Origin of the sequence: Gardnerella lacydonensis (assembly GCF_048545055.1) — a bacterium.
Classification (GTDB): domain Bacteria; phylum Actinomycetota; class Actinomycetes; order Actinomycetales; family Bifidobacteriaceae; genus Bifidobacterium; species Bifidobacterium vaginale_C.
The window spans coordinates 1-23,733 of the sequence record NZ_JBKQXT010000007.1; the positions used below are offsets into that span (position 1 = coordinate 1).

Genomic DNA, 23,733 nt, shown 5'->3' on the forward strand with positions numbered 1-23,733 from the left:
TACGTTCTGTTGTTTTTGAAAGACACGGCGAGCACCAAGAACTACACCATCTAATTCGTCGGCAGCGTCAGATGGGTATAATAGACATGAAACAAATTTTTATAGCTTTTGGGGGAACTAACCCCCCCCCCCCCCAAGCCTTTTATTTCAAGGGTTTTTGCGAGATATTTTTTTCAAAAATTCTTGCGATTCTGGCGAGTCAACCTCCATTTTTAGCTCACTCATCTAAACATTTGTATATGATACAAATCACATTTTTAGACCCTCTGCAGTGCGCGCCAACCTGCCGTAGCGCTTAAAGCGTAGCGCGCGAAGGCAATTTGGCGCGCTGAGCAGCTCAAGGCAGAAGCACTGCTTCTGCGCTGCAAAGCGCTTTGACTGAGCTTGAAATTGCATAACGCATTTCAAGCTCCTTCAAAGCGTGATTTGGCTTAAGGCATAAAGTCCAGTGGACTTTATGCGCCAAATCAGCCGAACGGCTACTAATAGCCGTGAGGAATAGCGCGCTTAGACCGCGCGAACGACAACCTGCCGTAGCGCAAGCTAGGTAGAGATTCGAGATTTTTCGCAGCGGATGAAGCGAACCTCAGCATCTTTGATGGTGATTCGCTGAAGTAGCAAGAAAAATCGAGAATCTCGGTGATAAACGCTACGCAATTGTTCAAGCACGTAAGAGGGCTGGGTGATTCTTGGTCGAACAGTATAAGAGCGGCAGCCGATACCAAATAATCCAAATGATCAACCACTACAAACAAACTTCAACCAAAAAACAAAATCAAAACCAAATCGGAACAACCGCAACACCATACTACACGCAATAGGCGGAGCGTTGTGAGACAAGAAACACCCAGCCCTCATACACAGCAAATAGGAGAATCGCGCAACAATAAAGCTCAGTTACATCGCGCTGCGAATTAAAATCTCCTCAAGCGCGCGCTTAACCGAATCAGGCAACGTGCACTTCCATTGCGCCCACTTAGCAACCTCTGGGTGCTGCGGCGCATGCGCGTTAGTCAAGTCAACGCTTTGCTGATGTCGCTCAAACTCGCTCTCGCTAGTGTACTCAAGCGCGCAAAGCTCACTTATAGCACTCGCACTACCACCAGCCTGGCGAATCGCGTCAAAAGCAATCTCCTTGCCGCGGTACGGCATTTGCGCTTGTAAAAGCAGCCTGTAGCAATCGCCAATCTTAGGGTCTTGCGCAATGCACAGTCCGCCATCCACAATCACTCGCACGCAATCGCCAACAGGCACATCGCACACAGAAACAGTAAGACTTAAGTCGCCCTCTTCGCCTTCATATGAAACTTCTACAGCCTTAGATTCAAGCTGATTTTCCCCAACAAAAACGCGGATTTTGTCAGAGTCTGGGCAAGCCACGCCTCTAAACACCACGCTCCAATCGCGCTTGGAAGGCAGCGCAGAAACGGCACTAGCGCAACCCGTTGCAGCGTTAATCACAAATTGCGTAGACGCGTTGCCGTCTCGCCAAATAAGCTCCATGCGCGTATCGGCAGTTTTCCCAGCGCACGCGTCTTCAAAGCGGCCGTTATCTTCGCGCATAACAAACTCGCCGCAATCCCCTGGGAATGCAAGAACGCGCAAAGATCGCGGATTTTCAACGCTATTAACAGCAGCTGCCGCCTGCTCGCTACTTGCGCAATCCGCTTCGCTTGGCAAAACTTGCATTGGCACAATAGCCCCAGCGCGCGCAAACGCTGGCACGCGGTCGATTCCTCGCCAAACCTCAAATCTGCGACCAGCACAGCCGCGCGAAACATAGCGCCTTCCGTCAAAGAAATCGTACCAATCGCCTTCTGGCAGCCAAACGGAAGTGCAACCGCGCTCAACCTGCGAGCACCCCTTGCTAACGATTGGCGCAACCACAAGCTGGCTACCAAAACGGTACTCGTTCGGCATCTCGTATGCTGCAAGCGTTTCTGGCGATTGCCAATACATTGGCTCTACGATTGGCCTGCCATCAACTGCCGCGCGATAATTCATCGTATATAAATAAGGCAGCAATTGCGCGCGAAGTCGCAGCATTTTAACCATCGCATTGCGCGTCTCGGCTGGGAAGTTCCACGGCTCTTTGCCAGCAAACGGCGAGCAGCTGGAGTGAAGGCGATTAATCGGACTAAACGCGCCGAAAGCGTACCAGCGCGCCTCCAGCTCATCGCATCGCACGCCAAGCATGTGGCCGCCAATATCGTGGCTCCACCAGCCGTATCCAATGTTGGAAGCTGTGGCCGTAAAGTAGGTTTGGAAAGCCAGCGAATCCCACGTTGTTACGCTATCTCCCGAGAATCCCACTGGGTATCGGTGCGAACCAGGCCCCGCGTAGCGCGAGAACGTTAGCGGCCACGCACCGCCGCGCCCCGAATCCTGGTAATGCACGTGGTTAAGCATCCAAAGCGGATCCAATCCAGCCTGCTTTGTAACTCCGCCCTGCTGCCAGTCAATCCACCAGAACCTAACGCCCTCGCCCTCCATGCGCCGATGCAGGTTTAGGTATGCTCGCAAAAAGCGCGGATTTGTAAGGTCAAACTCAACCGCCTTGCCACTTTGTGGGTCAATCCCCATATCGCGCGCAACTTGCGCATAGTCTTCTTCAAACGCGCGCACGCCGTCTCGCGGATGCAAATTAAGCGTTACGGCAAGTCCTTCGCTGGCAAGTCGGCGCAAAAACGCGCGATGATCCGGGAACAAATCGCGATTCCACGTATAGCCTGTCCATCCCGAACCATACTTTGGGTCCACATCCGTTACGTGCCAATCCATGTCGATTACGGCCGTGGAGAACGGTATACCTTCGCGCTTAAATCGGCTCATCAGCTGCAAATATTCGTCTTGGCTATACCTGTAGTACCTGCTCCACCAGTTGCTTAGCGCGAATCGCGGAAGAAGCGGCTGCGCGCCCGTAAGCTTGTAAAAGTCGCGAATTGCGCCTATATAGTTGTGACCGTAGCCAAAGAAGTATAGGTCTTTAGAATTTTCTCCAGACACATTGTCATTCGCCTTTGCGCGCGGCTCCACCCATGCACCGTATGGGTTTTCTTTTCCATCAACAGCAGCCGCGTACGCGATTTGTGCCGAGCGCGAATCGTCTAAAACGGCCCACCCGTCGCGAGATATTACGCCCGTTCCAAGCTTTACGGCTCCATCCGCCTCGTCCACTGTTCGCGCCGTGCCGAGCAAATTGCCGTGGCATTCGTCGCCGTAATGCCACGTGTTGAATTGCGACCCAGGCACTCCGCGCACAACAATGCTCAAGCCCTCTTTGCTAAACGGCTGCTGGTTGTACGTAATCAGTAGTTTTTCGGTTTCGACTTCTATCCAGCCATTTTCCAAATTTTTTACACTATATTTTGGATTAACAGATTTTGGATTAACAGCGCGAGATGCCTCATCTTCGGTTGCTGGCGATTTTTCCGCGGCAATCTGCGCGTTGCTCTCGAAGTTTCGTCTTACAACTGTTTGCGTAGGCGCGTCTACAAATCCGCCGTTTTCGCTCCACTCAAGGCGCACAAGCGAATCCGTGATTAACGTAATTCGCCAATTTTTGCCGCTTATAACCTGTGATTCTTTTGCCTTAGCTAGCGGATTTTTGGCGTAATCGTAAAAAATGTGCGCGTCTTGGATATTTTGTGCGTCTTGCACACCATGTGTCCCCCGCGCTTCACGCGCATCTTGTAAAGTCATTCGACTTGCCCTTTTCTACTTATCTTTTCTACTTGCCACTACCAGTTGAAATTCCAGCAATAAACTGCTTCTGGAAAACCAAGTACACTACTACTACAGGAATAATAGCAAGCGATGCCGCAGCAAACAAACCGCCGTAGTCAGTTCCGAATCTTCCGCTAAACGTCTTCAATCCAACTGCAAGAAGCTGCTTTTTCTCGTCTGTAATCATAAGGAATGGCCACAAATAGTCTTCCCAATTCCACAAGAACGTAAAGATTGCGAGCGCAGCAATAGTATTGTGGCTCATTGGCAGAATTATTCTGTGGAATATTCTAGAATCCGAAGCTCCATCTAGTTTTGCTGCTTCAATCAATTCGTCGGATATTCCGCTTATTGATTGTCGGAATAAGAAGATTCCAAATGCGCTTATTAAGCCTGGAACTATAAGTGCACGATACGTGTCTTGCCAACCAAAGCTAGTCATCATGTCGTATTGAGGAATAATTGTTACTGCCCACGGTACCATCATCGTGCTTATTACTATTCCAAAAAGCAGATTTCTGCCACGGAATCTCATTTTTGCAAACACATATCCAAGAACGGCACTCGTGTAAATGGCTATTACCGTTTTAACTACCGATATAAACAATGAGTTAAAGAATAGCCTCAAAAAGTCGAATTTCTCTTGAATCCCAACGTAATTACCAAATGTGCTTGGCTTTGGGAACAGCCCACCATCTATGCGCACAATGTCGCTGTTTGGAGCAAAGGAAGATACAAACATCCAAATAAATGGCACGATTGTTAAGAAAGACAATAAGAATAGGAATATTGTTAGAAACCATCCAATAATGCTCTTTTTAAGATTTTGTTTTTTCATACTAACTCACTATCCTTAGACGCTTTAAACATTATGAATGTTAGGATTCCAGTGATTATAAATAGAACAACGCTCATTGCAGATGCTATTCCAAAGTTATACTTTTGGAACGCTTGATCAAAAATTAGGTAGCTGATTGTGTACGTTGATGTTCCTGGACCACCATTGGTCATAACAAGAATCTGAACATACGCTTGAATATAACCAATCATAGATGTGATTACTATAAAAAGTGTTGTTGGCTTTAGCAATGGAACTGTTATTCTAAAGAATTTTTGCACGCTATTAGCGCCGTCTATTTCTGCCGCTTCGTAAACATCTTTTGGCAGATTCATTAGTCCAGCCAAATATAATACCGTTGCGTAGCCAAAGTCTTTCCAAATTGTCATTATTATGATTGCTGGCATAGCCCAAGTGGAACTGTGCAACCAGTTGATATTTAAGCCTGTAACCCTATCGATCATTCCAAACTGCGGGTCAAACATCCACATCCACACAAAGCTCACTGCCACCAACGGCGTAATTGTTGGCATGTAGAAAAGACCTCGCAGAGTATCTTTGCACTTAACAAGCTTGGAGCTTAACAACATTGCAAAACCAATGCCAAGAATAACGCGGAATACAACAGATACAAACGTAAAGATTGCGGTGTTTGCAATGGACTTCCAGAATAACTTATCTACTAAAATCTGCTTAAAATTATCCAGCCCAACCCAATTGTATGTTCCAACAAGCGGATTCCATTCATGGAAGCTGCCTGCAAAAGCCTTATATATTGGATAGGCAAGAAAAATCACAAAATAAACAATCAGAAACACTACTGCTATATTCCGAAAGGAGAAGGTTCGAGAAAGAGCAGTGCTTATTTTTGACATACCACCATTATGTTTTCTCATTTTGCTCAAATGAGAATCCTGATTAACTTGTTTCATGATTTTCCTTGCCTTACCTACTGAGCACAGTGATTACGATTTACAACTAGTTAACTAATCTGCTTTGTTTTTACTTGTGCTCTTTGAAGAACTCATACTTACTTTCTGCAGACGTAAACTTAGAATTCTTCATATCTTTAACCATTGTTGCTTGAGCCTCTTTGATTGCATCATCAATAGACTCACCATTTTGCATAACGTTCTGGAAAGCAGCCTTGCTACTTGTTTCCACGGTAGAAGGCGTGATTCCTGGCCAGATTAGGCGATCTGCACGCGGCTGAATCGCAGCCATTACTGGAGCCTTTAGAATCTCAGGATCGTTTTGCAAAGACTTCTTTGCTGGGAACGAGTTCAAATGCTTTACTGCCGAGCGAATAAACGCATCGTTAGCGAGAATGAACTTAATAAAATCTTGAGCAACCTCTTGCTGATCTTTTGACTGGTGAGCGTTAATTCCTGGAGTGGATTCTCCATTGTAGCGATCGTACGCAAATGGCTTTTCTTTTGTAAATGTTGGAGTTGGGAAGACTCCATATTCAATATTTGGGTACTTTTCTTTTAGCACACCTTCGAGCCATCCCCAGGCATAAACCATTCCAGATTGGCCGTTTCCAAAGCTTTGCGTGTAATCCGTGCCAAAGTCGGTAGAAATGACCTTGTCTTTGTCGTACAAATTCTTCAAGAACTTCATGTTTTCACGCGTGACTTTGTTGTCAAAATTAGGCTTCTTGCCACTTTCATCAAAAGCAAGTTCACCACGCTGATAGTTCAATCCTTGATTGATTGCAGCATAAGCATCGCCGTTCACGTTAAATCCAGACTGTTCCATCTTGGAACCGTTCCACTTAGTGAGTTTCTTTGCCACTTCGCGCAACTCATCCCAAGTAGTAGGAATATCTGCCTCGGTTAAGCCAGCTTCCTTCCAAAGCTTCTTGTTGTAGTAAATGTTTCCCGTATTGATTACGGAATCAATGTACTTTACATTACCTTTATCATCTTCATGCGCACTCGCCGTTGCGTAATCCGATTCCATAGCAGCCTTGTCAATCTTGTAATCGGCAGCATATGGGCGAATAAGCTCATCTTTGGAGTTGTGAATATTGAACAAAGCTGGGCCCTTTGTTCCCTTTAGAGCAAGCGGAAGCTTTGTCCAGTAATCATCCCAAGCAACGTTCTTAGTCTTAAACTTTACATTTGGATAAATCTTTTGATAATCCTTAATCATGTCGTAAATTGGATCAGTGGACGCGTCTCCCCAGCTCCAATACTCAAGCTGGATTGGCTTTCCTTGATTTACTAAATGATTTGGGTCATAATTTAAAGCTTGACCCATAACAGCTAGGCCTTTGTCTTTCTTTGTATCTGTTACTCCTGCTGCACCATTATTCCCACATGCGGCAAGCGTAGAAATCATGCCCAAAACTGCTATACAGGATATGCATATTTTTTTAATCTTCATTGTTACTCCACTTCCTCGTGAAATTGATGGGTAATTTTATAATATTGCTTTAAGTTTGACTCGGTCAAACATTAAAAATGTAAATGTAAAGGTTTTCATTTTGAATCCTTAATACTAAGCTAGTTTTGCACGAATAAATACTTTTTAGGCGGCGTGTCTAAAAATGTAAACCTTTTCATTTATGATGACTAGAAGCAGGGTGATTACAAGAGATGCAGTTAAAAACTCTGCAGCTAAAACGCTTAAAAGAGGTGCGACTTGTCAAAAACTAGTATTTGCGATGTAGCAACACTTGCAGGAGTGTCGATTGCAACAGTCTCCAGAACATTCGCACACCCAGAAAAAGTCTCCGCATCTACACGCGCCAAAGTCATGCGCGCAGCTGAACAAATGGATTTCACTGTTTCTAGAACCGCCGGAGAGCTTAAAACAGGCAAATCGTATCGCATAACTCTACTAATCGGAAGCAGCAAAATCGAATGGTTTAGCTCGGCAATTATAGAAGGATTAAATAGCGTACTTAACAAAAATGGCTACGACCTTGTAATACACCTTTTAGAAGGAGTTGAACAAAGAAAAAACTTCTTTAAAGAACTGCCTTTACGTGCAAACACAGACGCAATAATCGTATCGTCATTTGACATAAGCAGCAATGAGGCTGAACAATTACAACGCATAAACGTACCAATTGTCGGAATAAACTGCACAGCTTCTAAAGTGCTCTCTGCATCAATCGGAATCGACGATGCTCTGGGCATAAAACTTGCGATTCAACACTTAGCAACATTAGGACATAAGCGTCTTTTATACGTGTATGAGCATTTTTGTTCATCTTTCCGCTTTAGCTCGTCAAGAAGAATCACAAGCTTTGAAAACGTGTGCAACAATATTGATGGAATGCAAGGGAAAGTACTGCCAATAGACATAAAAGATGACCCTATAGATGCCACTCTTTCTGAGCTTTTTACACAAGAAAATCCTCCTACTGCAATATGCTTCCACCAGGATTCAACAGCAATGCCGTTCTTGTTTAGATTACAAAAATTAGGAATTCGCGTGCCTGAAGATTTATCGATTATAGGATTCGACAATGGCACTTATGCAAAAGAGGCTGGACTAACCACAATCCGTCAAAATCCTAAAACAATGGCAGAACAAGCTGGAAACATTGCGATATCCCTTATAGAAGGTAAAGCTGTAGCGCGAAGACATCTTACAGCTCCAGTGCAACTTATTATAAGAAATTCTACGGCTGCGCCTAAAGCAAAATCGTGAATGCGCTTGCGATTACAAGCATAAGCGGATACCACGCATACATAAGCCAGCGGAATTGCTTAGTTTGCTTAGGGCCATCGCCATACGGACTGCGGTAGTGCAGCACAGCCACGCCAACGCCTGGCGCCAAAAGCGACATAGCGCCGAAAGCGCCAGCAATCAGCTCCATGCGAATCTCGTGGTTTTCTAGGAACCTAAAAATGAGAACGAATCCTAAAAGTAAAGCTCCACCCCAAAAAATATTCTGCCTAAAGCCGACTTTCCCGAAAAGATTCCACAATATTCCTGCAACCAAGATCACTACAATTGACGCCACTTTTTGCGCGCCCTTAAAACGCGCGCGAACCATGTCGATTCCCGAAAGCACAAAAAGCGCAATAACAAGCCCAAACACTGAGTTTTGCGAGCGCATATCGAAAGCGCAACCAAAGGTTGTAAAGTCGTACGGAACTTCGCAAATAAGAGCCAATATAAGTAGCCGGAGCGTGTAAAGGTTGAGGTTATGCGTGTTTTGATATCCGCGAACGAGCAGCCACGCGTACCACGGCAGAGCCGACCAGCTTATAACTTCGCACACTACTGCAGCGGTGAGACTCCACATGTTGGAGTTAGAAAGGCCTCCAAAAAGGTGCGGAATCACGGTTGTACCGAACGCGCTGAGCATCATCATTACAGCGCCGAGCAGCTTGAACTTTTTGAGCGTAATCCCCATTTTTATGTTCTTGTCTGCGCGGATCTTTGGTTTTAGCGCGTCCATAATTCACCTCTTGCTCGCACGCGTGGCGTTAAGTACGTATATAAATACGTATACTACGCCAAGCTGGGTAGAGATTCGAGATTTTTCGCCGCGAGCGAGGTGTATCGCTCGCGCGTTACAGCGCGCTCACGTCTTCGCTTGCGTTGAAAGCACACTGTGCTTTCAACTTTGAGCAAGCTCAGCGAATCGAAGTGCATTCGCGCGCTACGCTTTAAGCGCTCATGCAAGTCGATTCGCAGTCCTCCGATGGTGAATCGCCGAGAGAGCAAGAAAAATCGAGAATCTCGGTGATGAAAGATACGCAAAAGTTTTAGATATTCAGAAGGTTTGATGTATTTCTATACGAGCAATAAAAGAGGAGCATAGCGACGGGAGTTGCGAGGAGAGAAATACTCAAACCTCGCACAACACCAAGTAGGAAAATCACTTGCGCGGTCTAAGCTCGAGGGCAGGTCGTCATTCGCGCGTTACGGCGCGTAGATTATAAAGCAAACAGAGCAAAGGACTGCGCGCCAAGTTTAAGCGCGGAAGAGTCGCAAGCAACCGCTCCAACCGAAATCCGCGGCTGCAAAATCGCCTCTGTCGTAATCCCTGCAAGCGCGCTAAGCGCAATCGTCTCCTCGTTTAATCCAGGATTCATAACCACAATAATTCTTTCTGTAGAGGATTCACCATCCGACCCATCCGACTCAGCCGCGCATCTCTCGTACGCAAAGCTGCGACCATCCACAGGCGCGTGCAACACTCTCCAAGTGGCATCCGCGTGCAGCGCCTCAAACTCGTGGCGCAAAGCAATCAGCGCGCGCACCCAGTTAAGCAGCGAATCGCCATCCTGCTCCTGCCCCAAAACTGTTGGAATTTCGCCACTTTGCACGGCTTGCTTGCGCGAATTTGCGCAAGTCCTTCCATCCGCGCGCGCCTCAACAGGCAAATACAACTTCGACTTTGCAGCCGTGGAGAATCCAAAATTCTTGGAATCATCCCACTGCATTGGCGTACGCGTACCCGTGCGCGCATAACCGCCTTCTTTTGTAGGAATATCGCGGTATTTCATGCCGATTTCGTCGCCGTAATACACAAACGGCACGCCTGGCATTGTAAGAATCATGCCAAACGCAATCCGCCTTTCTCGCTCGCTTAATCGCGGAGCCAAACGCGGAGTATCGTGATTGCACGTTATAAAACTAAAGTAGCCATCGCTACAAGTAGCCTCGTATTGTGGGCAATAATCGTCTAAAAATGGGCAAATACTGCCGCCGCCACGCGCATTAAAGTAGCTGTGGTCGTGCTCGGGATTGCTGTCTAGCGCATTATCCACATCTCTAGCTAAGCGCGCATAACCGTTAGGATTCCCATCCCAGCGCCAATTCAAATAAAAGTCCATGTCGAATCCAGCAGCCAGCGCCTGACGAGGCCTGCCCCACTCCGAAACGAAAGCAGCCTGCGGATACTCGGCTTTTACAGCGCCCAGCATTTCTTGCCATGCGCGAATCGTGTTGTCTTTGCCAAGGCTTCCTCCGCCATTGTTGTCGTCGTTTTTTACAAGCGAATCCGCCATGTCTACGCGGAATCCGTCTGCACCAAGCGAAAGCCAGAATCGCATAACATCAACCATTGCAGCGCGAGTTTCTGCCGCCTCCTTGGAATCTGGAGCGGATTGCCACGCGCGATCCCTATGCGCAAAGCCGTAATTTAGCGCTGGCTGGCATTTGAAGAAGTTAAGAATATACGTGGCATCTCGCTCGCTTTCGCCGCCAATAAACGGCATGGAATAGCCACTAAACGCACTGTCTGTCCATATATATCGCTTGCTAAACTCGTTTTCTTGCGCGCGCGAGCTTTGCTTAAACCACTCGTGCTCTTCGCTTGTGTGACCTGGAACAAGGTCTAGCAAAATGTGCATTCCGCGATTGTGTGCTTCGCTAAAAAGACGCTGCAAATCCTCGTTTGTGCCGTAGCGCGCTGCCACTTTTTTGTAGTCGCGCACGTCGTAGCCCGCGTCTTTAAATGGCGAATCGTAGCAAGGATTTAGCCAGATTGCATTGCAACCAAGCGATTTTACGTAGTCGAGTTTTTCGATTATGCCTGGAATATCGCCGATTCCGTCGCCGTTTGAATCGTAGAAGCTTTGTGGGTAGATTTCGTAGAATACGGCGTCGCGCAGCCATTGCGCATGTTCGTTTTGCATATTTCCCCCGTTTTGTTGGTTTTGTTGGCGTGACCTGTCTTTTATTTTGACTTATCTCTTGTCTTATCTTATCTTTTATTTTTCGACTTGACCTTTATCTTGCCTTGACTTTTAACTCGTCTGATCCTATTTTACTATTCATTTTCCCGCGTTTGTTTACCAAAACACCAAAAATGGAAACAAACGTGGGCAAGCGTTCCTGCTCTTGTTTACCATTTGACCAAAAAAGGAAACAAACACGGGCAAGTATTCCTGCTTTTGTTTACCATTTGACCAAAAAGGGGAACAAACGTGGGCGACGACCTGCCTTTTCGCTTAAAGCGTAGCGCGAAGGCAGGTAATCGTTCGCACGGTCTAAGCGCGCGAACGTCTTCGCCGCGCAGAAGCAATGCTTCTGCCTTGAGCGGCTCAGCGCTCCAAATTGCCTTCGCGCGCTACGCTACAAACGCGAAGACAGGTTGGAGCGCAACCAAAATAAAATTCCGTTAAATTTACTGAGTTATAGAATAAAATACGATTTTCTAAAGCTAAAAAGTCACTTTACAAACAATTTTTCTAATCACTTGCGACATGATTTGCTAACACTTTTATATCCGTGTATACTACACAGTGCTTATACACGGATTTCAATAAAAATGTGACGCTGCTCAACGCAGCAAAACGCGATGTTGCGTCGCATGGAATCTGTTACTATGCCACCAAAGAACATGCCAAGCTGGCATGATATAGGAGGTCAAGGATGACGAATATGAAGAAAGTGCTGGGCGCAGGCCTCGCAATCGCTACAATGTTTGGATTTGCTGCATGCGGTTCTAGCACCAACGCTGGCTCCAGCAGCAAGGCAAACCCAGTAAAGCTCACCGTGTGGTCTTCTTCCGAAGATCAGAAGGCTGGCGGCTGGATTCAGGCTATGGAGAAAGCCTTCAAGAAGGATCACCCAGAGGTTACTTTTAAGAACGCTGTTGTTGCTCCACCAGATGCTGCTAAGACCGTTAAGCAGGATGCTAAGGCTGCTGCCGATGTTTACCTGTTCCCTAACGATCAGCTCGGCGACTTGGTAAAGGCAAACGCAATTGGCGAGTTGAGCGATGATGCCGCTAAGCAGGTTAAGGAAGACAACGATGAGACCATCATCCAGTCTATTACTGCTCAGGATGGCAAGATGTATGGCGTTCCATACATGGGCAACACTTGGTTCATGTACTACGATAAGTCCAAGTTCTCCGACGAAGACGTTAAGTCCCTCGATAAGATGCTCGAAAAGGGCAAGGTTGCTTTCGATATCAGCAACGCTTGGTACCTTCCAGGCTTCTACCTCGATGGCAACATGACCCTCTTCGGCGAGAAGAGCAACGATGGCAAGGCCGGCATCAAGATTGGTGATAAGGCTGCCGAAATCACTAAGTATGTTGCAAAGCTCATCCAGAACAAGAACTTCGTAATGGATGGCGACGGCGCTGGCTTGTCTGGCATTAAGAACCACACTGTTGACGCTTACTTCTCCGGCTCTTGGGATGCTGGCGACGTAAAGAAGGCTTTGGGCGACAACTACGCTGCTGCTCAGCTTCCAAAGTTCAAGTCTGAAGATGGCGAACATCAGATGAAGTCCTTCGCTGGCTCTAAGGCTGTTGCTTACAACCCTAACTCCAAGGCTCCAGAGATGGCCGCTAAGTTCGCTGCATTCCTCGGTTCTAAGGAATCCCAGGAGCAGATGTACAAGCTTCACGGCGATATCCCAGTTGCTAAGTCTTTGGCTGATCTCGTTAAGGACAACCCAGCCGCTGTGGCTCAGATGAACACCATTGCTAAGACTTCTGTCTTGCAGCCAACCGTTCCAGAAATGGGTGCCTTCTGGGATCCAATGAAGACCTTCGGTACTGCATTGGCAAACAAGGAAGTCAATGATGGTAACGCTGCTGCAAAGGTTGCAGACTTCCAGAAGGGCTTCGAGGAAGCTCTCAAGAAGTAAGTATTAACTTACGACTATTTTCTAAATTTAGATTCTTTCAAAAAGAGAATAATATTTAGAAAACAACGGCAAGGACGCCCCGCTCCCCTAAGGATTTTAAAATCGGGGCGGGGCGTCTTTTGCTTGTAAAAAGCCCCACAATTTTACGAAAGGCATGTCATGACTGGCACGACATCCACCAAGCGAGGGAAGCGTAAGAAGGCACCTGATGCCGAATACATTGCCCCTTCGCAATACTCATTACAGGAGGCTGCAAAGCACGCAGACGTACTGTCTTGGGTTTCGATAATTATCTTCGGTTTTGGTAACTTCGTTCGCAAACAGTACGTGAAAGGTCTCGTATTCATTCTATGCGAGGCTGGAGTTCTTGCCTTCTTGGCCACAACTGGCGCTGAATATCTACCAAAATTCGGTACTCTTGGTACTAAGAAGCAGGGTAGAGTAAAGATTAACGGCTTCTGGCACTATGTGGCTGGAGATAATTCTGTTGAAATTTTGCTGTATGGCGTTATGAGCATTGCAGCAATTGTTGTTTTAATTTATTTAGCTACTTTGTCTTTGCGTAGCGCATACAAAGCTCAGTCTTTTGTGGCACGCGGAGAAAAGCCTATTACTTTTGTTAAAGATGTTGAGTCTTTGCTCGATCGCCATGCGCACGTTGGTTTTATGACTCTTCCAACCGCTGGAATTGTTTTGTTCACGGTTTTGCCATTGGTGTTCATGATTTCGATGGCATTCACAAACTATGATCGTGACCACACATTGCTGTTCCATTGGGTTGGTTTAAACAACTTCTTTAAGATTCTTGGAAATACAACTGGAACCATTAATGCTGGAATCTTCTTTGATGTTTTGATTTGGACCCTTGTTTGGGCTTTCTTCGCTACATTCTTGAACTTCTTCTTCGGCATGTTTATGGCAATGATTATTAACAGGCGCACCACTCGTCTTAAGAGCTTGTGGCGTATCTGCTTCTCTTTGACCATTGCTGTCCCACAGTTTGTGTCCTTGCTTGTTATGCACAGCATGCTGCAAAGAGATGGCGCTATTAACCGTCTTCTCATCTCTTCTGGATGGATTCATTCTCCACTACCGTTCTTCCAGGATGCCACTTGGGCAAGGGTTACGGTTATTCTCATCAACCTTTGGGTTGGTATTCCTTACACCATCATGCAGATCACTGGTATTTTGCAGAACGTTCCAGCTGAACTTTACGAAGCAGCAGAGCTTGACGGTGCAAGCTGGTGGCAGCGTTTCATGAACGTCACTATGCCATACATCTTCTTTGTTATGACTCCATACCTGATCACCACCTTCACTGGAAACGTTAATAACTTCAACGTTATTTACCTCTTGTCTGGCGGCGAGCCAACACCAATTGGTTCTTCTGCAGGTAAGACTGATTTGCTCATCACCTGGCTGTACAAGCTTACGGTTGATAAAGATAACTACAGCATGGGCGCGGTAATCGGCATTATGACATTCATTGTGCTTGCGATTGTTGCTTTGATAACATACCGCAACTCTGGCTCCTACAAGAATGAGGAGGGATTCCGGTGAGTAATAAGAAGGATCTTATGCAAGGCGAACAGACTGTGCATAGTGTACGTAGTGTCCCGTTCTGGCGCGATCAGCGTATCCGCCGCATATTCGGAGACATTGTAGCTCATCTGTTCCTGATTGTTATGGCTGTGATTTGGCTTGCGCCAATCGTATGGGTGTTCTTGGAAAGCTTTAACCAGAACACTGCACCATATCAGACAACGTTCTTCCCAACTAAGTACACGTTTAATAATTACATTCAGCTGTTTACTGAGCGAGAAGTTCTTGACTTCCCACGCATGTTCTTAAACACCTTGATTGTGTCTATTTTCGTGTGCATTATCTCTCTGTTCTTCGTGCTTGTAGTAGCGTTCTGCATGTCTCGCTTGCGTTTCCGCGGTCGTAAGACATTTATGAACATTGCTTTGATTCTTGGTATGTTCCCAGGCATCATGGCAGTTATCGCTATCTACTTCATTTTGAAGGCTTTTGGCTTAACGAATGGTTCTGTTGTTCTTATTTCCCTTATAATCGTTTACTCTGCTGGTAGTGGCATGGGCTTCTACGTTATGAAGGGCTATATGGACACCATTCCAAAGTCTTTGGATGAAGCCGCTTATTTGGACGGATGCACAACTTGGCAAGTGTTCTGGAAGATTATTCTTCCAATATGCAAGCCTATGATTGTGTTCCAAGCTATTGTTAGCTTCTTGGGTCCATGGCTTGACTTCGTTTTGGTTAAGACTATTGCCCGTACTCAAGATAATTACACTGTGGCTTTGGGCTTGTACCAGATGTTGCAGAGAGAATACATCAATCACTGGTTCGCACGATTCTCCGCTGGAGCTGTGTGCGTTTCCATTCCGATTGCAATCCTGTTTATTGTCATGCAGCGATTCTATGAAGAGTCGATGTCTGGCTCTGTTAAGGGATAGTAACCTCTACATCAATTGTGGGGTTTAATTGAAAATGGGGCCGAGCGTTTTAAAGCGTTTCGGCCTTCATTTTCTTCTGAATAATTAAAAGAAGGATATATTACATGACGTTCACGTCTTCAACACAATGGCCAGTGTACTCGGGTCAGCTTGGATGCTCGCTTAATGAAAAATCAACAACATTCACAATTTGGGCGCCAACCGCATCATGCGTAACGCTAAGACTTTTTGAAACAGGAAACAACAGCGAACCGTTCAAAACACGTAATTTAAAGCCATTGCGCGATGGCGCATGGAGAACGTCAATATTGCAAAGGCTAGATGGCGTTTACTACGATTTTCTGGTGACTTTTGCGGATGGAAAAGTCAATCGTACAAGTGACCCGTGGGGCGTGGCTAGTGGCGTAAATGGCGAGCGCAGCATGGTTGTAAGTGAGGAACGCGTTAGCCCAGCTGACTGGCACAAAGATAAGTCGCCAGAGTTTGTGCGCCATGCGACGGTTGTTTGGGAAACGCATGTTGAAGACTTTAGCAGCAATCCTAATGGCGGATTTAAGCCAGAACACCGCGGTCAGTATCTTGCTTTTACAGATTCGCACACGACTTTAGGTGGCGATAAGCACTTCCCTACTGGAATCGACTATCTTAAAAAACTTGGCGTAACTCACGTTCAACTAATGCCAATCTACGATTTTGCAACTGTGGATGAGGTTGCGATTTCGTCTGCTCGCAAAAACGGTGAGAGCGTGGATTCGCTTTACAATTGGGGCTACGATCCACATGCGTACAATGTGCCGGAGGGTGCTTACTCTAGCAATCCATACGACGGTACGGCAAGAATACGCGAGTGCAAGGCTATGATTGGCGCTTTGCATAAGAATGGTATACGCGTAGTTATGGATGTTGTTTATAACCACATGTTTGAGGCTGCGTCGAATGTGTTTGAAAGTGTCGCCCCAGGCTATTTCTGCAGGCGTAAGTCTGATGGGTCTTTTGCTAATGGTTCTGGCTGTGGTAACGAGATGGCTTCCGATCATCCTATGTTTAGGCGTTTTATGATTGAGTCTATTTTGCATTGGGCGCGCTGCTACCATGTGGATGGCTTTAGGTTTGACCTTATGGGCTTAACGGATACGGAAACTTTGAATATGATTCGTGCCGAGTTAGATAAGCTTGATGGCGGCAAAGATATTCTTATGTATGGCGAGCCGTGGGGTGCGGCTGCTGCAGCTGTATCTGATGATTGTCCTATGGGAGATAAAAATGGTCGCGGCCACCTTGATTCTAGAATCGGCTGGTTTAGTGATGAGTCTCGTGACACGCTTAAGGGCAATGTTATGGATCATCATGACCGCGGTTATGTAAATGGCAATGAGTTTTGGACGGCGGATCCTGTGCGAAACGCGTTTAATGGCTGGCGTGGTATGCCTTGTGCTGGCAAGAGTGTTGGTCAAATTGTGCAGTATGTTTCTGCTCACGACGATTTGACTTTGTGGGATAAGCTGTGTATTTCTATGCGTGACAATGCGTCTAGCTGCGATTTTGACGCAAGTGATCCAAACAGCGTTGCAGACATTTTTAGCGCTAACATTCTTAGTGCTGGCATAATTTTGTGCTCTGCTGGAATGCCATTTATGCTTGGCGGCGAAGAGTTTGGTCGCACTAAGCACGGTTGCGATAATTCTTATAATCGCGGTGTGCTTATGAATCAGCTGGATTGGTCTAGAACTAAACAATTCCAGCCGCTTGTAGAGTGGTATAGTGCGCTTATATCGCTTCGCGCTAAGAATGCGGAGTTTTATGATGCTCAGCGCACAAGGCTTACTGCGTCTGATAATACTGTTCTTGCGGAGCAGATTGGAAGCGACTTGATTGTGTGTGTGAACCCTATGAATGATGCGTCTGCAACAATTGATTTGCCTGCTAAATCTGCAAACCCGTGGCGCTGCGTGTTGGATTCCACTGAGTATTTTGCTAAGTGGACGGGGCACGACTCTGGCAGCTGCGTTTCTATGCTGTGCGATGATAATGGCGCTCAGCGTGCGGTTCATGTGCCGCCGCGTACATTTGTTGTGTTGAGTCGCAAGCGCGCTTGATTGCTCGAGTTCTTGAGCGCGCTCGACTCGCATTTTATCCCGATTTTGTTCCCTTATTCCTATGATTTGGGAACAAAGTCGGGATTATTTTTTGGTTTATAGTCGAATACTAATATTTCAAGTCAAAACCTTGTAATTTCCTTAATTGTTCCTTATAACTTGCCAAAGTGAGCGAATTATTCCTGTGATTCTGCTAGAATAACTTTTATACTTTATACCCCTATTATGTATATGCAGAGTAGAAAAATATGCAGAGTAGAAAAGTAGAAAGTTCAGAAACAAGACAGAGACGCAAAACGTAATAAACAGTCAGCGCTTTGATCTTACAACTTGATAATTAAACAAATACCCCCACCCCCCAAACCTAAATGATTTGAAGAATGAGGTAAATATGAACGCTAAAATTGCAGCCGCCATCTCTTTGGGAGCAAGCTCTTTGGCTCTTATTGGAAGCATAAGCATTGCAAACGCAGCCAACGCAGCCGAAACGACTACAACAGATACGTCCAATCATCCAGCAGCACGTGTTGAAAGCATATCCGACACTGGTTTTAATGCTGTTAGCAATGTTGTAACTATAGATCCGCAAAGCTCTACACCACAAACCGTTAATTCTCTTGTTGCTGGCGACGCTGCTGCTGGCAAGCAAGAGAAAGAAAATTCTGGAACAGTTCAAGGTTCAGATACACCTAAGAATAACACTCCAGCAAATGCAGAAATACTCCAAAAAGTCGAAGAATCAAAGAAGTTACAAATAGAAGCTAAGAATAAGCATGATGAAGCAAATAAAGCTGTAGAAGAAGCAAAACAAGAAGCTGAAGATACTGCAAGAAAAATTAATGAAGTTGTAGAAAAGAAAAATAATGCAGAAAATAGCATTGCTGAGATCAATAAGAAAATCGAAACAGAGACTCAGAATATAGCAAATGTCGAGCAGCGCATTGAAGAGAAGAATAGAGCCGTAGAAGAGGCAGAAAAAGCCAAGAAGGTTGCTGACGAGGCTAAGCAAAATGCTGAACAAGTAAACAAGATTAGGTCTGAAGAAAAAGCTGCAAAAGATGAACTTGCTAAGGATGCAAAAGATGACCACGAAGATACTGCAGAAGATTTAGCAAATGAAGAAAAGGCTAAATCTAATCTTGAAGCAGAGCTAGCTGAAGATAGAAAAAATGTTGAACAAGCAAAATCAGATGCTGAAAAAGCAGAAAAAACCGCTGCCAAAGGTAAAGACGCTGAAACTAATCTTAATAAAATCAATTCAAATCTTGAGAAATTAACAGAAGAATTAAAAGAAGCTAAGAATAATAAAGAAACAAACTCCAGCAAAATCGCAGAGTTGAAGAAAAATGTTGAACAAGCAAATGAATCTGTTTCAAATGCTAAAAAGGATGTAGAAGAAAAGAAACGTAAATATGATTTACAGCAAGAAAAAGTAAATACTCTTGAAAAGCAGCTACAGGAATTAGAAAAAGACACTTCTAAACTTGGCAACTCTGAGCATGCTGAAAAAATGAATAAAATAGGACAAGAAAAACTAACCGAAAGCGATGCAGCAGAAAAACTTAAATCAGAGTTAGACAATGCTACCCGTACGCTTCAAGAAGAAACAACAAAAGCTAATAAAGCTCAGCAAGATTTGACGGAAGCAAACAAAAACAATGACGCTATTAATGAAATATCAGATGCAATTAAAGAGTTAACTTCTGAAAAGGAATACAATAATAAGATTGTTTTGGAAGCTGGTGAAGCAAAAGAACTTGCATCTAGAAAGAAGGCTGAGGCTGAAAAATTAGCTAAAGATATTAAAGAAAAAGAATTAAAGTTACAGGAATACGAAAAAACAATAGCCGAATTACGCGAATCTAAACAAGATGCCGAAAAAGCTTTTTCTACCACTAAAGAGGCAGCAGAAAAAGCTAAAGAGGAGGCAGAAAAAGCTGCTCAAAACTTACTAGCAAAAACAGAAGAAGCACTAAGAGCAGAGAAAAAAGTTCAAGATGAAAAAGCTAATTTTGAAAACGCTAAAACAGATAAGGATACCGCCGAAAAGAATCTTAATCAACTTAAAGAAGACCTGAAGCGAATCGATGAAGAAATATCAGAAGCTAAAACTAATGTTGAAACGACTAAACAACTTGCTGAAACAGCAAAGCAAAAACTAAATGATGCAAAAACTAATGTTGAAGCAACTAAAGCAAAGATCTTAGAGTTAAAAGCTTCGATTGAAGAGACCAAGCGTACACTTATTTCAAAGTATGCTGCAAGCTCCCAAACCATAGAAACAGCTTTTGCTTTCATGATAAATGAAGTTGCTCATCGATCTAAAGAACTTGATAAATCAACACAAACGTTGAACGATGTGGAAAAGAGTCTCACTGCAGCAAAACAGAAGGCTGAGGAAGCTTTGAAACCGAAGGCTCAGCCACAAGCTCCTTCTGCACCAGCTCCTGATCCAGCTCCAAGCGTGCCGCAAGAGGCTCCACAGACTCAGCCTCAAGAGACTCCACAAGAGACTCCACAGGATCATCCACAAAATCCTGCAGTGCCAGAAACGCACGCTCCGCTTACACCTCCAGCGCCTCCAGCGGCTTCAAATCCACAGGATCAGAAGCCAGAAAACAACGCGAAGCCAGAGGACAACACGCAAGATAGCAATAGCTCTTCTCGAGGAGACTTTGCAGGAAGCCACGCGCAGCAAAACGGCGGCAATTTGAATGTTGTTCCAGGCGCAGGCTCTATGGAAGCAGCTCCTTCTGCTCCTGCTCCTGCTCCAAGCGTGCCACAGCCAGCTCCAGCTCCAAGCACTCCACAGAATGCGCCACAGAACAACGCTGCACCAAGCACTCCACAGGCTTCGGCTCCTTCTGCTCCACAGTCTGCACCACAGAATGCCCCTAAGCACAGTGCTGTTCCAGCAAAACAAACGGAGTCCACACATACCGCGAAAGCTGCAGAAGAGCTCGTAGAAAATGCTACTGCTAAGTCGCCAGCAACCGCAGAGACTCCTGCACGCACGCCTCGTGCTGCAGCATCTGCTGCAGCTCCTGCATCTGCTGCTCCTGCTGCTCCTACAGCAAGCTCCGCAAACACAACAAAGAGCGAAGAGTCCAAGAACACATCTAATGATTTCGCAAAAGATGAAAATCAGAAGGAATCCGAAGACTCCAAGAACGAAGACTCAAAGAGCGAAGACAATAGCAGCGATAAGAGCGCTCAGGCATCTGGCGCAAACAACGGTGAGCACGCCGCTGGCAACAACACAACGCTAATCGCAGCTGTTGCTGGCAGCATAACTGCTGGAATCGCAGCAATCGGCGCTGGTTGGCACTTTATGCGAATCCGTCGCAAGTAGTCGCAAGTAGTCGCAAGTAGTGAACATGCGCAAATAATCGCAAATAACAAATAACAAAACCGCAGTTGGCATTTAGCTTTCTGCGGTTTTTGTTAAATCCCACTAAAATCGCCAATATTGCAAACGATATCAATACTTAATATAATGGTTAGCTAGAGCGTGCCTCAATCCAGTGATGTGTTGAGAAATCGCACTCTTCGACATCGTTTGCAAACAAACATCGATGCGACGAGATTACATGTGCCACTGATTAACAAAGGAGCATCATGAGCACAACAGACAACGCCAAAACAAAGGCTGTCACGCCTGTGCCCGTAGAAGAAAGCGCAGAACGACTCAATCGTCCACTAATTCAGCTAGCAAAAGCCTGCGGAGTTGCAACTTTCTACATCGACCAACTAGGCGACTATACGGAAATTACCGATGAAGCTCTTGTTGGCGTGCTAGATGCACTAGGTTGGCAAGCAGATACAGAGGAAAATATTGCAAACTCACTAAAACTAGTGCAAGAAAAGCGAGATAACGAACTTCTGCCACCAACCGTTGTATGCTTTAATGGCACAAAAACAATAGTGCCTGTGCACACTGGCGGCAGTGCAATCGACCCAAGCAAGATTCATGTAACGCTGACTTTAGAAGACGGAACAGAATACGAGGATACGCCTGATAAGCCTCTTAATAACTTTAAGACAAGCAAAGATGGCGATTTGTTGCTGGAGTTTCCAGAAGATTTGCCAATGGGTTACCACACTCTGAAAGCAACTGTAGATGACGAATGTGCCTTGCATGCTCAGGTTACACTGATTTCCGCTCCAGCAAGAATCCCTCTTCCGCAAAGCGTTCAGGAACGCCATCGCTGGGGCTACATGACTCAGCTCTACTCCGTGCGATCAAAGGAATCTTGGGGAGTTGGCGATTATGGCGACTTGCGTAGGCTGCTTAAAGACGCGGGTAGCATTGGCAAAGCCGACTTCATGCTTATAAATCCAATTCACGCCTGCGCACCAGTGGCACCTTTAGAGCCTTCGCCTTATTTGCCTGAGTCGCGCAGATTCTTAAACGTAACTTATATTCGCCCACAGGATATTCCAGAATACGCGCAATTAAGCGATAGCCAGAGAGAACAAGTGGAAGCTCTGCACGAGTCGGTTGAAGCGCAAAACAACGATCCAAATCCTATGGATATTAACGCTGCTTGGAGCGCAAAACTACCAGCATTAAAGATGATTTTTGAGCAGCCTAGAAGCGCAGAGCGCGAGAAGGATTTCGCAGAATTTAAGGCGCGTTCTGGAGAAGACTTAGACGCTTTTGCGACTTGGTGCGTAGCCTTTGAAGTTTGGGGCGCTCCTTGGGGAGATAACCTTTGGTTTGATACCACTGGCAAGGGCACTCCTCAGATTGACGCGCTTAAGCGCGAGCACGCCGATTTGTTGGAGTTCCACCGCTGGCTGCAGTGGATTGCAGACGAGCAGGTTGCATCTGCCCATGCCGAAGCTAAAGCCGCTGGAATGGCGATTGGTCTTATGCAAGACATGGCTGTTGGTGTTCACGGTTATGGCGCAGATGTGTGGTGGAGCCCAGAACGATTTGCTAACGGCGTTAGCGTTGGTGCACCTCCAGACTTCTACAACCAGCAAGGTCAGGATTGGGGTCAGCCTCCATTTGACCCTAATTATCTAGACGAAACTGGTTACATTGCATACCGAGACATGGTTCACAACGTGTTCTTGCATGCTGGCGCGGTTCGAATTGACCACGTGCTCGGTCTTTTCCGCTTATGGTGGATTCCGCAAGGTCAAGGAGCTAAGAACGGTGCTTACGTGTACTACAACGTGGACGCTATGCTTGCTGTGCTTAGCATTGAGGCAACTCGCGCAGGCGGATTGGTGATTGGCGAAGATTTGGGCACTGTTCCAGCATATGTTTCTAAGGTTCTTGCCTCGCATGGAATTCTTGGAACTGTTGTTGAATGGTTCACTCACAACGACGATGCCGAAAAAGCCGCTAAGAAGGCTGGTAAAAAGCAGATTATATTTGCAAACCCTTCTACATACCGCGAATACGCTTTGGCATCTGTTACAACTCACGACATGCCACCTACAGCTGGATACCTTGCTTTTGAGCATGTTAAGCTTCGCGAGGAGCTTCATTTGCTTACCGATTCTGTAGAAAGCTTCCAGAAGGCTGCTAGCGCCGAGCGAGACGCCATGATGAAAATGCTTTTGGAAGGCGGATGGATTAGCAAGGATGCTGCCGAACATGTAGAAGACCATGTGCAAGAGATTGTGGAGGCTATGCATGCGATTATGCGCACTTCCCCATCTTTGCTTTTGCAAGTGGCGCTTGTTGACGCAGTTGGAGAAAAGCGTTCGCAGAATCAGCCTGGAACCAGTACAGAATATCCAAATTGGCGTATTCCTCTTGCTGACAAAGATGGCAATGTTGTTCATACCGACGAAGTGTTTAAGTCACCTAGAGTGCTTTCTATGGCAGCTGTTATGAACGGCAAAAAATAATTAGAATTTAAGCCAAAATAACAATAAAAACAACAAAAAAGAAAGGGTGAAAACCTTTATAAATAAAGCTATTTAGAGTATAATGAAAGGGCATGGTTATCTGTTAAGAGTAACTTGTTTCCCTCCCCGACATGGTGTTAGGATTTGC

Annotated in this window: 14 protein-coding genes; 8 read left to right on the plus strand and 6 right to left on the minus strand. The window is 45.7% G+C overall.

Annotation, left to right across the window (positions count from 1 at the left end; all coding sequences use genetic code 11):
• Positions 1 to 299: hypothetical protein (locus tag ACJV45_RS06325; RefSeq protein ID WP_419397909.1), on the plus strand; the 299-nt coding region annotated here is incomplete at its 5' end.
• A gap of 598 nt (positions 300 to 897) precedes the next feature.
• Here ACJV45_RS06325 and ACJV45_RS06330 read toward each other — a convergent pair.
• The 4 genes from ACJV45_RS06330 to ACJV45_RS06345 form a co-directional block, all read right to left on the minus strand.
• The gene (locus ACJV45_RS06330) at positions 898 to 3,702 is read right to left on the minus strand and encodes a glycoside hydrolase family 31 protein (RefSeq protein ID WP_419397910.1); all 2,805 of its coding nucleotides are present in this window, start codon (positions 3,700 to 3,702) and stop codon (positions 898 to 900) included.
• 28 nt (positions 3,703 to 3,730) lie between these two features.
• Entirely contained in the window at positions 3,731 to 4,564 is an 834-nt protein-coding gene (locus tag ACJV45_RS06335) for a carbohydrate ABC transporter permease (RefSeq protein WP_004113800.1), read from the minus strand.
• Positions 4,561 to 5,496: a carbohydrate ABC transporter permease gene (locus ACJV45_RS06340; protein WP_116692464.1), complete on the minus strand. Its 936-nt coding sequence runs from the start codon at positions 5,494 to 5,496 to the stop codon at positions 4,561 to 4,563. Before ACJV45_RS06340 ends, ACJV45_RS06335 begins: the two co-directional genes overlap by 4 nt.
• A 70-nt stretch (positions 5,497 to 5,566) precedes the next feature.
• The gene (locus ACJV45_RS06345) at positions 5,567 to 6,955 is read right to left on the minus strand and encodes an extracellular solute-binding protein (protein ID WP_419397911.1); all 1,389 of its coding nucleotides are present in this window, start codon (positions 6,953 to 6,955) and stop codon (positions 5,567 to 5,569) included.
• A gap of 258 nt (positions 6,956 to 7,213) precedes the next feature.
• On the opposite strand from ACJV45_RS06345, the gene ACJV45_RS06350 reads away from it, so the two are divergent.
• The gene (locus ACJV45_RS06350; RefSeq protein ID WP_004124119.1) at positions 7,214 to 8,230 is read left to right on the plus strand and encodes a LacI family DNA-binding transcriptional regulator; all 1,017 of its coding nucleotides are present in this window, start codon (positions 7,214 to 7,216) and stop codon (positions 8,228 to 8,230) included.
• Here ACJV45_RS06350 and ACJV45_RS06355 read toward each other — a convergent pair.
• Together ACJV45_RS06355 and ACJV45_RS06360 are read right to left on the minus strand one after the other, a co-directional pair.
• Complete coding sequence (locus ACJV45_RS06355) at positions 8,214 to 8,987, minus strand: TraX family protein (RefSeq protein WP_419397912.1); 774 nt, start codon at positions 8,985 to 8,987, stop codon at positions 8,214 to 8,216. The two genes, ACJV45_RS06350 and ACJV45_RS06355, sit on opposite strands and share 17 nt — an antisense overlap.
• A gap of 481 nt (positions 8,988 to 9,468) precedes the next feature.
• Positions 9,469 to 11,175, minus strand: a complete 1,707-nt coding sequence (locus tag ACJV45_RS06360) for an alpha-amylase family glycosyl hydrolase (protein WP_419397913.1) — start codon at positions 11,173 to 11,175, stop codon at positions 9,469 to 9,471.
• Positions 11,176 to 11,914: 739 nt separating this feature from the next.
• Here ACJV45_RS06360 and ACJV45_RS06365 point away from each other — a divergent pair.
• The 6 genes from ACJV45_RS06365 (at position 11,915) to malQ (ending at position 23,585) form a co-directional block, all read left to right on the plus strand.
• A complete protein-coding gene (locus tag ACJV45_RS06365; protein ID WP_004112943.1) occupies positions 11,915 to 13,144 on the plus strand; it encodes an extracellular solute-binding protein in 1,230 nt (409 codons plus the stop codon).
• A gap of 159 nt (positions 13,145 to 13,303) precedes the next feature.
• The gene (locus ACJV45_RS06370; protein WP_020761214.1) at positions 13,304 to 14,704 is read left to right on the plus strand and encodes a carbohydrate ABC transporter permease; all 1,401 of its coding nucleotides are present in this window, start codon (positions 13,304 to 13,306) and stop codon (positions 14,702 to 14,704) included.
• The gene (locus ACJV45_RS06375) at positions 14,701 to 15,621 is read left to right on the plus strand and encodes a sugar ABC transporter permease (RefSeq protein ID WP_004113786.1); all 921 of its coding nucleotides are present in this window, start codon (positions 14,701 to 14,703) and stop codon (positions 15,619 to 15,621) included. Before ACJV45_RS06370 ends, ACJV45_RS06375 begins: the two co-directional genes overlap by 4 nt.
• Positions 15,622 to 15,725: 104 nt before the next feature.
• Entirely contained in the window at positions 15,726 to 17,717 is a 1,992-nt protein-coding gene (gene pulA / locus ACJV45_RS06380; protein ID WP_419397914.1) for a type I pullulanase, read from the plus strand.
• Positions 17,718 to 18,108: 391 nt separating this feature from the next.
• Positions 18,109 to 21,069, plus strand: a complete 2,961-nt coding sequence (locus ACJV45_RS06385; protein ID WP_419397915.1) for a hypothetical protein — start codon at positions 18,109 to 18,111, stop codon at positions 21,067 to 21,069.
• Positions 21,070 to 21,335: 266 nt separating this feature from the next.
• Positions 21,336 to 23,585, plus strand: a complete 2,250-nt coding sequence (malQ, locus tag ACJV45_RS06390; protein ID WP_419397916.1) for a 4-alpha-glucanotransferase — start codon at positions 21,336 to 21,338, stop codon at positions 23,583 to 23,585.
• Positions 23,586 to 23,733 lie beyond the last annotated feature (148 nt).

What these genes read in the sequence shown, in the direction of transcription:
- ACJV45_RS06340 (WP_116692464.1), bottom strand. Translation starts at nt 5,496, where the DNA reads ATGAAACAAGTTAATCAGGATTCTCATTTGAGCAAAATGAGAAAACAT.
- ACJV45_RS06360 (WP_419397913.1), bottom strand. Translation starts at nt 11,175, where the DNA reads ATGCAAAACGAACATGCGCAATGGCTGCGCGACGCCGTATTCTACGAA.
- ACJV45_RS06385 (WP_419397915.1), top strand. Translation starts at nt 18,109, where the DNA reads ATGAACGCTAAAATTGCAGCCGCCATCTCTTTGGGAGCAAGCTCTTTG.
- ACJV45_RS06335 (WP_004113800.1), bottom strand. Translation starts at nt 4,564, where the DNA reads ATGAAAAAACAAAATCTTAAAAAGAGCATTATTGGATGGTTTCTAACA.
- ACJV45_RS06365 (WP_004112943.1), top strand. Translation starts at nt 11,915, where the DNA reads ATGACGAATATGAAGAAAGTGCTGGGCGCAGGCCTCGCAATCGCTACA.
- ACJV45_RS06345 (WP_419397911.1), bottom strand. Translation starts at nt 6,955, where the DNA reads ATGAAGATTAAAAAAATATGCATATCCTGTATAGCAGTTTTGGGCATG.
- ACJV45_RS06370 (WP_020761214.1), top strand. Translation starts at nt 13,304, where the DNA reads ATGACTGGCACGACATCCACCAAGCGAGGGAAGCGTAAGAAGGCACCT.
- malQ (WP_419397916.1), top strand. Translation starts at nt 21,336, where the DNA reads ATGAGCACAACAGACAACGCCAAAACAAAGGCTGTCACGCCTGTGCCC.
- pulA (WP_419397914.1), top strand. Translation starts at nt 15,726, where the DNA reads ATGACGTTCACGTCTTCAACACAATGGCCAGTGTACTCGGGTCAGCTT.
- ACJV45_RS06355 (WP_419397912.1), bottom strand. Translation starts at nt 8,987, where the DNA reads ATGGACGCGCTAAAACCAAAGATCCGCGCAGACAAGAACATAAAAATG.
- ACJV45_RS06330 (WP_419397910.1), bottom strand. Translation starts at nt 3,702, where the DNA reads ATGACTTTACAAGATGCGCGTGAAGCGCGGGGGACACATGGTGTGCAA.